The following is a 16051-nucleotide window of genomic DNA, read 5'->3' as shown; positions in this document are numbered from 1 at the left end:
GTTCAATATTATTTTTTAGAAACAAGGAAAACTTGATGTCCTGCTTTTAGCGTAACTTTTGGTGTTCGTATTTTTTTGGCGAAATAACCCGAAATACCTTGTACGGCACTTTTACTGAGGTCGGAACCAATCTGTTGTCCTGTTGACGAGTTCATACTGAAGCTTGAACCTGTGGCATTTCCCATATTGGCTACGATGTCGGTAACTGCATTACGTTCTGGCGAATAGGGAACGTACAAACCCTGCTGACCATCGAGGTCGTAGATGGTTATATCTACTGGGATAATATTGCCCTCAAGCTCAATAGATGTAACTTTTAACTGTAACCTGCCACCTTGAAACTTTCCGATTGCCGTTAAAATTGTTCCCTGCGGAATAGTACGGTTTGGCGTTTGTGCAGGTTCTAACAAACGCAGTCGTACACCGCTTTCGCCAATAATGGTCTGTGTTTCCTGTATGCTGGCTTTTACGCTATTTTTTGGTTGAGCGACTTGCTCTACTGTTCCAGCAGTATAGAAACCTCGGTTTTTTTTTTCGCTCCAGTCGGCTAAAAAAGCACTATCCGTAGGTTCTCTGTACAAAGCCGATACAGCTTTCTTTCTTGTAGGTGTGAATGCTACAAAATATTCTTTCTGAGAATTTGAAGAAGAACCTCGGCTAGCACTGTCGGTGCTTACAGGTTTTTCGGTATTTCCTCCCGAAGGCAGATACTTTGAAGCCATCTGATACGATTTTTCCATCAACGTCAATTGGTCATTTACAGTTACACCGACAGGTATATCTTTTTCAGCCAATTTTTCTTTTAGTTCGTCCAATTGCCTGCGTAGTTCTTGTGTTTCGCTGTTATTATCCTGATAAAATGAACCTAATGTGCTTTGTGCATTTCGGTAACTGTTTAGTGTAGAAGTGCCCGATTTTCCAGTCATCATACCATTGTTTTGGTCTTCTTCGGGCAATTCTTCTTTAGTCTGCTGTGTGCTATCGGTATTCCAATAATCCGATAGCGTAGTTAGGGCATTTCGGCTTTCCTGGTCTTTCTGTTCCAGCATATCTTGCTCATAAGCTTTTTGTTTATCATCCTGCATTCCTGCTTCGGTAGCCTGTGGAAAAGCATCGTTTAGTCCGATGTTTTCCATTTCTTTTTTATCTGCCGAGGGTTTAAATATCAGGTATAAACAACCCATAAAAACAATCCCCATTAAACCAAAAATGAGTGGTTTTTTAAATCGTTCAATGGCACTCTTTTTATCCTCCGTAAGGTTGGATACTTTGTTTTGGTCGCCTTCCTCAACCAGAATGCTGACCCTTTTTTCATTTTCTTTCATAAAATTTATTTTTAAAAATTGTTGTCAATGTGTCCTTCAGCTTTTCAGGACTTTCTTTCTTTTTGAGAACAGGATTTTCGATATGCTCAATGACCAAATTGTTATCGGCTTTGCCTGCATCATACCATACTTTTAAAATAACTCCTGCGGTAAGCAGTAGATAGCCTATAAAAAAGTATAAGGTGTATTTATGCTGTTTTCCAACGGGTAATGCCCGCCATCGTTCGTCCAACTTGTTAAAATACCTATCCATATTTGCTCTTAATTTTTTCATGTCTTAAATTATTATTGGCTATCACATTTTAAACCCTCTTTTTTGGGAAGAAATGTGTTGTTTAGGATCTTCAGATACTTGGGCTACGGCTTCCTTTAATGTAGGAACCGAACCTGTTGAAAGATTTGTTAGTTCTGATTTCTTCAATAGTTGTCCGTAGCGGTCTGTCCTTTCAATGTCCATCTTTTGTACATCGAAAATGCCGTTTTTATGTCTTATCCACATATTACATTCAATCCTCGGCTTGTCATCTCCATTCCATTGGAGGTAAGTCGATAATAAAAAAAGTTCATGTCTATTCGGTTTTTTCGTACCGTTGTGAGAGGCTTCCAAGTATTCACTGATGCTGTCTTTTAGTTTGCCAGGATAAGCCGATTGAGTGTGGAAATAACCGTTATAGCCTTTATCCGAAAGGTCTTTTGAGAACGTGTCTAAATCGAGTAATTGTTTCATAATCTTGGGTTTTAGCGTTGAATAACTTCAAGGTCCTTATTCTCTAACACGGCAAATTTTTCAATGTTGAAACCTTGCGGATTATTGTCTGAACGAACAGAGTTTACAAGGAAACAGGACGTTATCAAGCTTCGCCTTGTCACATTGCTGGAACGGATGATGAATTGCTTAGCGTAAGTACGCACTGCATAAGGATGATTATCGAAATTGCAGACTACACTATCCACCTCGATACGTTGCTGTACATTTCCCGATATGATACGGTTGTAGTAGCCTTTTTCCGAAAGGTCTTTGTAATAATCAAAGGCACTTTTATCCGCAAGATTGAATGCCCGTTTCATATTGCTTTCAATAGCATTTTTATCGGGTGCAAGTGTAAAAAAGAGTTCGTGAAAACGTCTGACGTGTTCCCTAGCCTCAACTGGTCGGTTGATAGACGCATCTTGCGACAGCGCCAACATCAATGATTTTCCATTGTCCAGTACATAAATTTTTTGGCGTTGTTCTGTTGCAAAGCTGTAGGATTTCCATACAGCATACCCGACAACGCTAATGCAGAGAACGGCAAATACAATGGCGTACAGCCTTATCTGTTTAAAGCTGTTTTCTATATTTCTGAGTGTTTTAAATTCCATTTCTTAAGTGATTAATGTTGTTTACTTATTGATTAGCCTGCCACCAATATTACCTGCAACAGATCCAGCTCCTGCACCAGCAAGATTTCCTGATTTCATTGCCGTTTGGTTAACATTACGGGTAAAATTTCCTGCACCGCCAGCCTGAATAATCCAGCCTGTTACTGTTGGGATAGTGAAATATCCTACGATTCCGATAATCATAAAGATGATATACACGGTATTTGAGGTATCAGGTATATAGGTTGGGTCATTCAGCATTTCGATGTCCCGTTCCAATATCAGCGATTGTATTCTTGCCAACATCGAACTGAACAAATCGGATACGGGAAGCCAGAGGTAAACACTTATATATCTTGTAAACCATTGCGAGAGCGTAGATTGAAATCCATCCCAAACAGATATAGCAAAAGCAATTGGCCCGAGTATGGACAAAACGATTAAAAAAAATGTTCTTATGGTATCAATAACCAGTGCTGACGCCTGAAAAAGTATTTCTAGTAAATTGCGAAACCATTCTTTTATTGCCTTCTCAATCTTGTAAGATTGCCTATCCATATACATTCCTGCCATTGTTCCTACATCAGATGGCGACCAACCCAATTCATCCAATTTCTTGTCGAATTCCTCATCCGATGCCATATAAGCAGTTTCAGGATTTCTTACCATTGCCTCATATTCCAGCTGGTCTTTCTGCTGTTGCAACTTATTCAGGTCAAGTACCTGGTCTTCGAGAATAGAATGGGTTCCCGTTACTATCGGATTGAGTACCGCATTGATGGTTCCCAACACGATTGTTGGGAAAAACATAATGCAAAGTCCCAAGGCAAACGGACGTAATAACGGAAACATATCGATTGGTTCGGCTCGGCTTAAAGCCTGCCAAACCTTCAATGCCACATAGAACAAAGCGCCTAATCCAGCTACACCTTTGGCAACTCCTGCCATATCCCCAGCAAGTGGCATCATATCATCGTACAGCGAACGCAGTACTTCGTGAAGATTATTCCATTCCATTTTCACCAGTATTTTTGGTTAGAAGTTCCATACAAGTCAAGCACTCTCTTGGCATCGTTTTTCTTTTTCGCTCTCAGGTAGCTTACAGAGATATTCTTGTTGGTGTAATAGCGAACAAGGCTGTGATAGTCTTTTACTTCCTTGTACACACGGTCGATAACATCCATTCGCTCTTTGTCATTTAGCGAAAGACTTGATGAGGTGATGATCTGCTTCAATTCTTTCAGCAGTTCCGTACTTTCATTTAGCAATGCTGAATAACCGTTGCCGATGGCTACCAATTCCTGTGGCGAAAAATTGGGGTCATTCATCATTTTGCCAAAATTTTTTACATACATTTCCGAAACATCGCCTACCAACAAAACAGTCAGTTGCACTTTACGAGCATCTTTTACAAGGTTGTTTATAGCCTGTAGTTTGTCGTAATATTCTTTGCCTTGCTTATATACTTTTTCTACTTCTTTGAAATTCTTAATCACATTACTCACAGTGGAAGAAGTCTGTATGATTTCGTTGGCACTGTTAAGAATACCTGAAGCTAGGTTCGTGGGGTCTGTAACTACCCATTGGGCTTTTGCAGACGGTGCTACTGCAAGTGTTAATACAGTACATACCATAAAAAATATTTTTTTCATTTTCTTGAATTTTAAATTATTAATGAACTATTGATTTGCACTATCACGCCGTTGCATAGCGATGTGTTTTATAGCGAGTTCTACATTGCCGTCCAGTTCGGATGCGAGTTGCATCACTTCCAGTTTTTCGGTTTCTTCGGTGGTGTATGCGAGATATTCCTCCAAACTAACTTCTGTGACATATACCGCAGAATGCGTTCCGCCCAAGCCAATCCATACTTCCTTATAAAGCCGTGATGGGTCGTTATTCATATTGATAGAAAGTACCTGCGCTTTTTCTTTATCAGTCAAACCTAACATTGCCTGTATATCATCGAACTTGTTCATATACTTACGTTGGTCGAGCAGGATTTTACAATCGGAATTATTGATGATACTTTCTTTGACAATGGGCGACTGAATAATATCATCCACCTCCTGCGTTACAACAATCGCTTCTCCGAAGAATTTGCGGACGGTTTTAAACAAATATTTTATGTATTCCGCCATACCTTCTTTGGCAATTGCCTTCCACGCTTCTTCAATTAGAATGAGTTTTCGGATACCTTTCAGCCTTCTCATTTTGTTGATGAAGACCTCCATAATGATGATGGTCACGATTGGAAAGAGGATTTTGTGGTCTTTGATGGCATCAATTTCAAACACAATAAAGCGTTTGGAAAGTAGGTCTAATTGTTTGTCAGAATTCAACAGATAATCATATTCGCCACCTTTATAATAAGGTTCTAAAACATTGAGGAAATTGGCAATATCAAAGTCTTTTTCCCTTACCTGTTTTTCTTCCAAGACCTTACGATAATCGCCTTTTACGTATTCGTAGAAACCATTGAATGATGGAAAAATAGCATCTTGTTTAATGCGATCGATGTAACCGCTTACGGCATTGGACAATGCCACTTCTTCCGAACGAGTTGGTGGTTCATCATCACGTTTCCAAAGGGTAAGTATCAAGGTTTTGACACTTTCTCTTTTTTCAATATCAAACACGCCATCATCGGTGTAGAAAGGATTAAAAGCAATCGGATTATCTTCGGTATAAGTGAAGTAAACACCGTCTTCGCCTTTGGTTTTGCCTTTAATGAGTTCGCATAAACCCTGATAAGAATTACCAGTATCAACCAAAAGTACGTGAGCACCCTGTTCATAATATTGGCGAACCATATGGTTGGTGAAAAACGATTTTCCACTTCCCGAAGGGCCAAGTATAAACTTGTTCCGGTTCGTGATGATACCCCGTTTCATCGGTAAATCCGAGATATCCAAATGGATGGGCTTTCCGGTCAATCGATCAGCCATCTTGATACCAAAGGGTGATGGCGAATTGTGGTAATTGGTTTCTTCTGTGAAAAAACACAAAGCAGGTTCAATGAACGTGTAAAAACTTTCCTCACTCGGAAAATCGCCTGCATTGCCTGGCATTCCTGCCCAATACAGTGTTGCTACATCTGTAGTGTTGTGGCGTGGTTTGCATTCCATTAATGCCAAAGCACTGCCGCAATCATTCTTTAATTGCTTAAGTTCGTTTGCATCATCTGACCAAGCCATAATATTGAAATGCGCTCTTATGGATGACAGTCCAAAACTATGTGCCTCGTTCAAATACTTTTCTATCCACTCTTTGTTGATTTGATTTGCCCGACTGTAACGAGCCAATGAGTGCATATTCCTTGCTGACTTTTCAAACTTTTGCAGGTTGGCTTCGCTGTTATCCAAAAACAAATACTGGTTGTAGATGTGATTGCAGCTTAACAGCAATCCCACAGGTGCAGCGAACGACAAACGGCAGTCGCTTCGGTCGGTAGAAAGTTTTTCGAAACGGGTATCAGCAGATACCGTTCCAGGCAAATCGTCAGTATCAGATAAAGTGTGTAGGCACAATCTTTTGTTACCGATACGGACTTCTTCACCACCCAATGCAATGTCTTGCATCGGTGTTCCAGCTTCCTTTGATAATGTTAGGTATTGTTCCAATAAACCCTGTTTCTCATCCGTACCGATAATTTCGTCTTCTGTAAGGCGTTGCATTTTGATAAATCCGCTATCGTTTACGATACGTTCAAATTGTGCAATGGCTTCCATAAAGCGATGTATCACTTCCTTATCCCTGATTTCCTTCGGTATCAGTGTTCCTTTGCAAAGCGAACTGAAATTACTCTGCATTCGCATACGTTCTTTGCTCGTTTTAGTTAGAAACAGATAACAATAATGGTTCAGAAAAGGACGTTCATTGAAATGGCGTTGGTAGGACTTTGCTAGAAAACTTTGGTCATCTTTTGCCAAATCTGGCGCATAATTTTCTTTGATGTACCAATCCTGTTTATGTACTATCGTAAAATCAGGTAAGGTTTTAATCGCCTTATGCCAAGCGGAATGAATAGCTTCATATTCAGCAGAACCTACCGTAAATAGTTCTGGTAGACGCACTTCAAAGCAGGCAGTAATGTCCGCATCCTTTGACAAAATACAATTGTTTTCTACCGCCAATAAAGGAAACTTGCTTTCCAATGTTGTGGATTTTGCTGTGTTTATCATCGTACATCAGGTTTAGTAGTAAACTTTAAATAGCGATGTACAGCCTTGCGACAAATGATATATCGGGGATGTCTTTTTCTTGCGCCCACTTTCATTAGTCCGTGTTCGCCGTACCTTCTATTCAGTGAAAAGGTCTGCCACACTATCAGCGAAGCACCACCTGTTAAGAGTAATAGGCAGATATAGGAATTAACCCCGATCACATATAGTAACATCACGAGGATTAATGTGCCGAGCAATCCACCTGCGAAAAGTAACAGGTATTGTGCTTTCAATCCTTTAAATTCAACCGTTTTTCCAATACCCTTATTGATGTTATAATTACTCATAAGTCAAAAGATTAAAGGAAGAATGAACGTAGAACAGTGGCCGCAACGATCAAGAAGATACACGCACCGAACCACGAAGCCGCCGTTTTGCTTGTATCAGGATCACCTGAACTAAATTTGTTGTACACTTTAACACCTCCAATAAGACCTACTACAGCGCCAATGGCGTAAATGAGTTGGGTTGCTGGGTCGAAATAAGAGGTTACCATTTGGGTTGCTTCGGTAATTCCAGCAGTACCATTTCCCTGTGCGAAAACACCCATTCCTGATAGCAATGCAATGACTGCCACCAATACTTTTTTACTTTGTTTTTTCATAATTGAAACACATTAAATTGTTGTTCTTTCCCACACCTTGTGGGCTTTCGTGACAAAGGTGTTTCAGAAATTGAGGCGAGATAACAATTTGGCAGTGAGTGGAATTACTTGGCGGTGGGTGGCATTTACTTTAGGATTATAATATCACTAAATTTCAGGAATCACATATTTGTATATCGAAAATCGCAATATGCAATATGAAGAATTAAAAAAATTTGCTTATACTATATTTTATAGTTAATATTGCATATCGCAATATGAAATATTAGAATGGCACAAGCAAAAAATAATCTCAAACCGCAAGACATTGTAATTTTGTTGAAAATAATTGCACTAGGTGAAAAATCTTGGTTTCATCATACTATTGCTCAGGAATTAGGCATGAGTCAATCGGAAGTAAGCCAGTCGTTAAATCGTTCCAAATATGCAGGACTAATTGATGATGCCCGAAAAAAAGTGAATAAAATTGCTTTTAACGAATTTTTAATTCATGGTGTAGCCTATACATTTCCGCAACAACCAGGAGCTTTGGTTAGGGGAATGCTAACAGCTCATTCAGCGGAACCTTTAAATAAAATCATTCAAGCAACGGATAACTATGTTTGGCCATATGCAAAAGGATTAGACCGTGGTCAAGCAATAGAACCTTTATATCCCACTATGGTGGAAGCTTCATTAAAAGACACTGATTTATACGAATTGTTAACTTTAGTGGATGCCATTAGAGTGGGAAGAGTAAGAGAAAAAGAAATGGCAAAACGAGAATTAGAAAAAAGGATACTGAATGCATAATAAAATAATCAATCTGGCATTAGTAGCTCAAGTGGCGAAAGGTTTAAAGCAATTAAATGAAAAGATGGTCTTCATTGGAGGAGCAGTAATTAGCTTATATACAGATGATCCTGCTGCAGAAGAAATTCGTCCCACTTCTGATATAGACATGACCATTAACTTAGCTAATTATTATGAATGGACTCAAATGCAAGAACGATTAGCGGAACTTAATTTCTATCCAGATCCTCAAGGACAATCCATCTGTTCTTATCAGTTTGAAAATATTGCAATAGACATTATGCCTGCTGACGACAGTAGTATTGGCATATCTAATAAATGGTACAAGCCTGGATTCAAATACTTGCAACAAATAGAATTGCCCGAAGGAATTACAATCAACGTATTGCCATCTCCTTATTTTCTAGCTACTAAATTAGAAGCATTCAAAGACCGAGGGCAAAATGACTTTTATGGAAGCCATGACTACGAAGATATCATCTATCTTATTGACAATAGAACAACAATAGTAGAAGAAATCCTAGCGAGTGAAGATGACTTGAAACAATACATCAAGCAAGAACTTACAGCCATTAAAAAACATCCACAAGCTAACGAAATTTTAGCCATGCACATCCATCCGTTAATTAGAGAGGAACGATTTCAGATGTTGATGGAGAAAATAGAAATAATTACACTTTGAAAGTCAATGAAGAATAATACTTTTTTAAGATAGAATAGTTAAAAATAAAGATTTACAAAAATAAAAAGAATGACAAGCACAGCACAAAGAGCAGAATTACTAGCCAAAATTTGGAAAATAGCCAACGAGGTTCGTGGGGCTGTAGATGGATGGGATTTCAAACAATTTGTATTGGGAACACTTTTCTATCGCTACATTAGTGAGAACTTTACGAATTATATAGAGGCTGGTGATGATAGCATTGATTACGCCAGCTTATCGGATGATGTAATTACACCAGAAATAAAAGATGATGCAATTAAAACAAAAGGATATTTTATCTATCCTAGTCAACTTTATGTAAATATTGCTAAAACGGCTAATACTAATCCAAACCTAAATACAGATTTAAAAGCCATTTTTACAGCAATTGAAAGTTCCGCAAATGGGTATCCGTCAGAAGAGGATATAAAAGGTTTATTTGCCGATTTTGATACTACAAGTTCACGACTAGGGAATACAGTTGAAAATAAAAATAGCCGTTTAGCATCGGTTTTAAAAGGAGTTGAAGAACTAAATTTCGGTAAGTTTGAAGACAATCAAATTGATCTTTTTGGAGATGCTTACGAAATTCTTATTGGTAATTATGCTGCCAATGCGGGTAAATCAGGTGGTGAGTTTTTTACACCAGTGCACGTGTCTAAGCTTATTGCGCAATTGGCAATGCACAAACAAGAAAAAGTAAACAAAATTTATGATCCTGCGGCTGGTTCCGGCTCTTTACTGCTGCAAGCAAAAAAGCACTTTGATGCTCATATCATTGAAGAAGGATTTTTTGGACAAGAAATAAATCATACAACGTATAATTTGGCTCGTATGAACATGTTTTTACACAATGTCAACTACGACAAATTTAATATAGCCTTAGGCGATACACTTCACAACCCTCACTTTATTGACGACAAACCTTTTGATGCCATTGTATCAAACCCTCCTTATTCGGTAAAATGGGTTGGAGATGATGACCCAACACTTATAAATGATGACCGCTTTGCTCCAGCTGGAGTGCTGGCTCCTAAATCAAAAGCAGATTTTGCATTTGTACTGCATGCACTGAGTTATCTTTCCAGTAAAGGACGAGCAGCGTTAGTTTGTTTTCCAGGTATTTTTTACCGTGGTGGTGCCGAACAAAAAATTAGAAAGTATTTAGTGGATAATAACTTTGTAGAAACCATCATCTCTGTAGCTCCTAATTTGTTTTATGGAACATCTATAGCGGTAACCATTTTGGTACTTTCAAAACATAAGACCGATACTACAACGCAGTTTATTGATGCCAGTGGTGAAGATTTCTTCAAGAAGGTGACCAATAACAATCTGATGACTGATAGGCATATTGAAAAAATAATGGAGTTATTTGATAGTAAAGTTGATGTAGAACATGTTGCAAAATCTATCGAAAACACTAAAATTGCTGAAAATGATTATAATTTATCGGTAAGTTCCTATGTAGCTCCCAAAGACAATCGAGAGCAAATTAACATTGAGAAATTAAACAACGAAGTTGAACAAACAGTAAAAAAAATTGACAAACTTCGTACATATATTAATGCCATTATAAAAGAAATTGAAGCATGAGTTATCTAGAAAAAATATTGGATGGTGAAGTCGTAAAATGGAAAACTCTAGGACAAGTTGTGGAAATAATTAGAGGTGTTAGAATAACAAAAAATGATTTACTTTCAGATGGACAATATCCAGTTGTTAGCGGTGGTGTAGGTTATATGGGTTACACTAACAGTTATAATAGGGAGTCAAATACAATTACAATTGCACAATATGGGTCTGCAGGTTATGTAAAATGGCAAACTAAAAAATTTTGGGCTAATGATGTGTGTTTTTGCGTAATACCAAATACATCAATTATTTTAAATCGATATTTATATTTTTATCTTATCAATAAACAACAACACATTTATGACATATCAAACCGTACTGCAACACCTTATAGTATTGAGAGAGATAAAATATTAAAACTACAAATTCCAATTCCATGCCCTAGCAATCCCAAAAAATCGCTTGAAATTCAACAAAAAATAGTTGGAATTCTCGATGCCTTTTCAGTGCTTACAGCGGAGCTTACAGCGGAGCTTACAGCACGAAAAATGCAATATAGTTATTATAGAGAGAAGTTGTATTCTTTAGATAAAAATAAAGTACAACATTTACCTTTGGGGGATGAAAATATAGGCAAATTTATTCGTGGAGGTGGTTTACAGAAAAAAGACTTTTCTGAAACAGGGGTTGGTTGTATTCACTACGGACAAATCTATACTTACTATGGAACATACACAGATAAAACCAAGTCTTTTGTTTCAGAAGAATTTGCGAAGAAAGCGAGAATGGCAAAATATGGAGATTTGGTAATAGCAACCACTAGTGAAACCGATGAAGATGTATGTAAAGCAGTTGCGTGGCTTGGAGATGAAGAAATAGCAATAAGCAGTGATGCTTGTTTTTATAGTCATAATTTGAATCCAAAATATGTGGCTTATTTTTTTCAAACAGAACAATTTCAAAAACAAAAAAGGCCTTTGATTACAGGAACAAAAGTCAGACGTGTAAACGCTGATGATTTGGCTAAAATTAAAATGCCTATTCCTTCCAAAGAAGAACAAGAACGCATAGCTACAATTTTAGATAATTTCGACATTCTTACCAACTCATTAAGCGAAGGTTTACCAAAAGAAATAGCGTTAAGAAAAAAACAATATGAGTATTACAGAGATTTGTTATTAACATTTCCTCAAGATAATTTATAATAAAAAAATATGGCACAGTCATTATCTGAAATAGCACAAACTCTTAAAGATGCCAATAAAAAAGTGCAACTAATTTATGCTTTTAATGGCAGTGGAAAAACACGGTTGTCACGTGAATTTAAAGAATTGATAGCACCCAAAAATCAGGAAGCGCAAGAAGAAGATGTAGAAGCAAAAATCAAGATAATGTACTACAATGCATTTACCGAAGATTTATTTTATTGGGATAACGATTTGGATAACGATTCCGATAGGAAGTTGAAAATTCAACCCAATAGTTATACCAATTGGGTACTTGTAGAACAAGGACAAGAGCCTAATATAACAACTCATTTTCAACGGTACACCAGTGATAAATTAACACCTAGTTTTAATGAAGATTTTTCGGAAGTTCGTTTCTCATTTGAACGGGGAAATGAAGAACCCTCTGAGTTCGTTAAGATTTCTAAAGGAGAAGAAAGTTGTTTTATATGGAGTGTTTTTTACAGTTTTTTAGAACAGGCTATTACTGTTTTAAATGTAGCTGAAGAAGCTGACCGTGAAACCGATCGATTTAATGATTTAAAATATATATTTATTGATGACCCGGTAAGTTCGTTAGATGACACACATCTAATCGAATTGGCTGTTAATATTGCTGAATTAATAAAGTCAAGCCAATCAGACTTGGAGTTCATAATTACAACTCACAATCCTTTATTCTATAATGTCCTTTTTAATGAATTTAGTAGAGTAAAAAAAACTAAAGAATGGCGACTTGAAAGATTGATAGATGGTACATTTAACCTAGAAGAGCAAATAAAAGATTCTCCTTTTTCATATCATTTATTTCTTCTATCAGAACTGGAAAAAGCTTTGCAATCAGAAGATATTCAAAAATATCACTTTAATTTTATTCGTAATATATTTGAAAAGACTTCAACTTTTCTAGGATTTAATAATTGGGAGCAGCTACTACCTCAAGATTCTCGGGAAGCTTATCACAAGCGAATAATCAATTTGTCTAGTCACTCTAAACATCATGGTGAGGAAATATCCATTCTTGATGATAATGATAAGCGAATGTTGCGCTTCTTGGTTCGGGAAATAATAATAAAAATATACAATTTTAAATCAAACAATAACCAACTAGTTACTGAAGAAGATGTCACAGTATAAAACCATAGCAGAATCAAACAATTTTATTGTTTTAGACAAATACACCAAGTATTCAGAGGTTAATGAGCCACCTACTGTTTATCAAACGGAAGCCGCTTTGGAGAAAGAATTTATCCAAGACTTAATCAATCAAGGGTATGAAAATCCCAACCTAAACACTATCGAGGCCATGATGGCTAATGTACGAGTACAATTGCAAGCGCTGAACAATATGGAATTTTTAGATAGCGAATGGGCTCGTTTTTTGGAAGAGTATTTAGATAAACCAAGTGATAATCTTGTTGAAAAAACAAAAAAAATTCATGAAAATTACATCTACGATTTTGTTTTTGATGATGGGCATATCCAAAACATTTACTTAATAGATAAAAATAACATTGCGCGTAATAAAGTTCAGGTAATTAAGCAATTTGAGCAAAAAGGTACACATGCTAATCGCTATGATGTTACCATTTTAGTCAACGGTTTACCATTGGTTCAAATAGAATTAAAAAAACGCGGTGTAGCTATTCGGGAGGCATTTAACCAAGTGCATCGTTATACTAAAGAGAGTCTTAACAGCACTAATTCTCTTTTTAAATACTTACAGATTTTTGTAATCTCAAACGGAACAGACAGTCGCTATTTTGCAAACACTGTAGAGCGTAATAAAAACAGCTTTGACTTTACCATGAACTGGGCAAAAGCCGATAATACATTGATTAAAGACCTTAAAGATTTTACGACAACCTTTTTTGAAAAACGCACCTTGTTAAATGTGTTGCTAACGTATTCAGTTTTTGACACAAGTGATACCTTGCTTATTATGCGACCGTATCAAATAGCAGCTACAGAAAGAATGTTATGGAAAATTTCAAGTTCGTATCAAGCTAAAAATTGGTCTAAAGTAGAAAGCGGTGGTTATATTTGGCATACTACAGGTTCAGGGAAAACATTGACCAGTTTTAAAGCAGCTCGTTTAGCTACTGAATTAGAATTCATTGATAAAGTGTTCTTTGTGGTTGATCGAAAAGATTTAGACTTTCAAACCATGAAAGAGTACCAACGATTTTCACCAGATAGTGTAAACGGTTCAGATAGTACAGCTGGTTTAAAAAGAAATATTGAAAAGGAGGACAATAAAATTATAGTCACAACTATTCAAAAGTTGAACAACTTAATGAAAACGGAAAGTGATTTAGCCATATACCAAAAACAAGTGGTATTCATCTTTGATGAAGCACATCGTTCTCAATTTGGTGAAGCGCAAAAGAACTTGAACAAAAAATTTAAAAAGTTTTATCAATTTGGTTTTACAGGAACTCCAATCTTTCCTGAAAATGCTTTGGGTGCAGAAACTACGGCATCTGTATTTGGTCGTGAATTGCATTCGTATGTTATTACAGATGCTATTAGAGACGAAAAAGTACTGAAATTCAAAGTAGATTACAACAACGTACGTCCGCAGTTTAAAGCGATGGAAACAGAAGTGGATGAGAAAAAATTATCTGCTGCGGAAAACACTAAGGCATTGCTTCATCCTGCTCGTATCAAAGAGGTTTCGCAATACATTCTAAATAATTACAGAATAAAAACACATAGAAATCAGGCAGGAAATAGTGGTTTTAATGCCATGTTTGCAGTCAGTAGCGTAATAGCAGCTAAGTGTTATTATGAAGAGTTAATGAAACTTCAAAAAGACAATGAAAAACCTTTAAAAATTGCAACAATATTTTCTTTTGCAGCCAATGAAGAGCAAAGTGCCATTGGTGAAATACCTGACGAAAACTTTGAGCCTTCTGCTATGGATAGCACCGCCAAAGAATTTTTGACCAAAGCGATTAACGACTATAATGCACTATTTAAAACAAGTTTTGGTGTAGAAAGCAAAGAATTTCAGAACTACTATCGTGACCTTGCCAAACGTGTAAAAAGTAAAGAAGTCGACTTAATTATAGTTGTCGGAATGTTTCTTACAGGGTTTGATGCGCCGACATTAAACACATTATTTGTTGATAAGAATTTACGTTATCACGGATTAATGCAAGCCTTTTCCCGTACCAACAGGATTTATGATGCCACAAAAACTTTCGGAAACATTATCACTTTCAGAGATTTAGAAAAGGCTACTGTGGATGCCATAACTTTATTTGGGGATAAAAACACTAAAAACGTAGTACTCGAAAAGAGCTACAAAGAATATTTAGAAGGTTTTACAGATATTGCTTCAGGAGAAGCGCGAAGAGGTTTTATCGATGTTGTAAAAGAGTTAAATGAAAAGTTCCCATCCCCTGATGAAATAGAAACAGAAAAAGACAAAAAAGATTTCTCAAAACTATTCGGAGAGTACTTGCGTGTAGAAAACATATTGCAAAATTACGATGAGTTCAACAATCTTAAAGCACTTCAAACAATAGATATTAAGGATGTTGAAGCTCTGGAAGCGTTCAAAGAATCTAATTTTGTAACAGACGAAGAATTAGCAATCATGCAAGAGATTAGCTTGCTTCCAGAAAGAACAATCCAAGATTACCGTTCTACGTATAATGACATACGTGATTGGTTAAGACGTGAAAAAAACGGCAAAGAATCAGAAGAATCAACTATCGATTGGGATGAAGTAGTTTTTGAAATAGACTTGCTTAAATCTCAAGAAATAAATTTGGATTATATCCTTGAATTGATTTTTGAGCATAAGAAAAAGAACAAAGACAAAGCCACTTTGATAGAAGAAATCCGAAGAGTAATTAGAGCAAGTATTGGAAACAGAGCAAAAGAAAGTTTAGTGGTAGATTTTATTAATGAAACAGACCTTGAGGTTATTCAAGATAAAGCCAATGTTATAGATTCTTTCTTCAAATATGCACAGGAAAAACAGAAAAAAGAGGTTTACGAATTAATTGTAGAGGAAAATTTAAATGAAGCAGCAGCAAAACGATACATTACAGCATCTTTAAAGCGAGAATTTGCCAATGAAAATGGAACAGAACTCAATACCGTATTACCTAAAATGAGTCCTTTAAATCCTCAATATTTGACTAAAAAGCAAAGTGTTTTTCAAAAAATAGCCACTTTCGTAGAAAAATTTAAAGGTGTTGGTGGTCAGTTATAATCAAATTTTT

The 16051-nt window shown here is 36.6% G+C and carries 15 protein-coding genes; 6 read left to right on the top strand and 9 right to left on the bottom strand.

The window, feature by feature from the left end:
• Nucleotides 1-8: 8 nt before the first annotated feature.
• From traM to LQ189_RS03310, 9 genes are read right to left on the bottom strand one after another with little or no spacing between them, the layout of a single operon-like run.
• Nucleotides 9-1325 (bottom strand): conjugative transposon protein TraM, encoded by a 1317-nt coding sequence (gene traM / locus LQ189_RS03350; protein WP_077225402.1) that lies wholly within the window; start codon nucleotides 1323-1325, stop codon nucleotides 9-11.
• Nucleotides 1312-1599: a nitrogen regulatory IIA protein gene (locus LQ189_RS03345; protein ID WP_074590710.1), complete on the bottom strand. Its 288-nt coding sequence runs from the start codon at nucleotides 1597-1599 to the stop codon at nucleotides 1312-1314. Before LQ189_RS03345 ends, traM begins: the two co-directional genes overlap by 14 nt.
• Before the next feature lie 21 nt (nucleotides 1600-1620).
• Nucleotides 1621-2052 (bottom strand): hypothetical protein, encoded by a 432-nt coding sequence (locus LQ189_RS03340; protein WP_230154318.1) that lies wholly within the window; start codon nucleotides 2050-2052, stop codon nucleotides 1621-1623.
• A gap of 11 nt (nucleotides 2053-2063) precedes the next feature.
• Entirely contained in the window at nucleotides 2064-2687 is a 624-nt protein-coding gene (traK, locus tag LQ189_RS03335; protein ID WP_230154317.1) for a conjugative transposon protein TraK, read from the bottom strand.
• A gap of 21 nt (nucleotides 2688-2708) precedes the next feature.
• The gene (gene traJ / locus LQ189_RS03330) at nucleotides 2709-3704 is read right to left on the bottom strand and encodes a conjugative transposon protein TraJ (protein ID WP_230154314.1); all 996 of its coding nucleotides are present in this window, start codon (nucleotides 3702-3704) and stop codon (nucleotides 2709-2711) included.
• Nucleotides 3705-3706: 2 nt separating this feature from the next.
• Nucleotides 3707-4339, bottom strand: coding sequence for a DUF4141 domain-containing protein (locus LQ189_RS03325; protein WP_230154312.1), 633 nt, complete (start codon nucleotides 4337-4339; stop codon nucleotides 3707-3709).
• A gap of 27 nt (nucleotides 4340-4366) precedes the next feature.
• Complete coding sequence (locus LQ189_RS03320) at nucleotides 4367-6871, bottom strand: TraG family conjugative transposon ATPase (RefSeq protein ID WP_230154310.1); 2505 nt, start codon at nucleotides 6869-6871, stop codon at nucleotides 4367-4369.
• On the bottom strand, nucleotides 6868-7200 hold the full coding sequence (locus tag LQ189_RS03315; RefSeq protein ID WP_230154304.1) for a DUF4133 domain-containing protein: 333 nt from the start codon (nucleotides 7198-7200) through the stop codon (nucleotides 6868-6870). The genes LQ189_RS03320 and LQ189_RS03315 overlap by 4 nt, the downstream gene beginning before the upstream one ends.
• A gap of 11 nt (nucleotides 7201-7211) precedes the next feature.
• On the bottom strand, nucleotides 7212-7517 hold the full coding sequence (locus LQ189_RS03310; protein ID WP_230154302.1) for a DUF4134 domain-containing protein: 306 nt from the start codon (nucleotides 7515-7517) through the stop codon (nucleotides 7212-7214).
• A 270-nt stretch (nucleotides 7518-7787) separates the two neighbouring features.
• Here LQ189_RS03310 and LQ189_RS03305 point away from each other — a divergent pair, with 270 nt between their 5' ends.
• From LQ189_RS03305 to LQ189_RS03280, 6 genes are all read left to right on the top strand, one after another.
• The gene (locus LQ189_RS03305) at nucleotides 7788-8309 is read left to right on the top strand and encodes a hypothetical protein (protein ID WP_066336786.1); all 522 of its coding nucleotides are present in this window, start codon (nucleotides 7788-7790) and stop codon (nucleotides 8307-8309) included.
• Nucleotides 8302-8991, top strand: coding sequence for a hypothetical protein (locus tag LQ189_RS03300; protein WP_230154300.1), 690 nt, complete (start codon nucleotides 8302-8304; stop codon nucleotides 8989-8991). The genes LQ189_RS03305 and LQ189_RS03300 overlap by 8 nt, the downstream gene beginning before the upstream one ends.
• A gap of 69 nt (nucleotides 8992-9060) precedes the next feature.
• Entirely contained in the window at nucleotides 9061-10608 is a 1548-nt protein-coding gene (locus tag LQ189_RS03295; protein WP_230154299.1) for a type I restriction-modification system subunit M, read from the top strand.
• Complete coding sequence (locus LQ189_RS03290; RefSeq protein WP_230154297.1) at nucleotides 10605-11792, top strand: restriction endonuclease subunit S; 1188 nt, start codon at nucleotides 10605-10607, stop codon at nucleotides 11790-11792. Before LQ189_RS03295 ends, LQ189_RS03290 begins: the two co-directional genes overlap by 4 nt.
• A 9-nt stretch (nucleotides 11793-11801) precedes the next feature.
• A complete protein-coding gene (locus LQ189_RS03285) occupies nucleotides 11802-12950 on the top strand; it encodes an AAA family ATPase (protein WP_230154295.1) in 1149 nt (382 codons plus the stop codon).
• Nucleotides 12937-16041, top strand: coding sequence for a type I restriction endonuclease subunit R (locus LQ189_RS03280; protein ID WP_230154294.1), 3105 nt, complete (start codon nucleotides 12937-12939; stop codon nucleotides 16039-16041). Before LQ189_RS03285 ends, LQ189_RS03280 begins: the two co-directional genes overlap by 14 nt.
• The last annotated feature ends 10 nt before the right edge of the window (nucleotides 16042-16051 follow it).

It is taken from the genome of Flavobacterium sp. CECT 9288 (genome assembly GCF_918731615.1).
In the GTDB taxonomy this organism is placed as follows: domain Bacteria; phylum Bacteroidota; class Bacteroidia; order Flavobacteriales; family Flavobacteriaceae; genus Flavobacterium.
The sequence above is the reverse complement of the archived record's forward strand: the minus strand, read 5'-3'. Positions and strand labels throughout refer to the sequence as shown.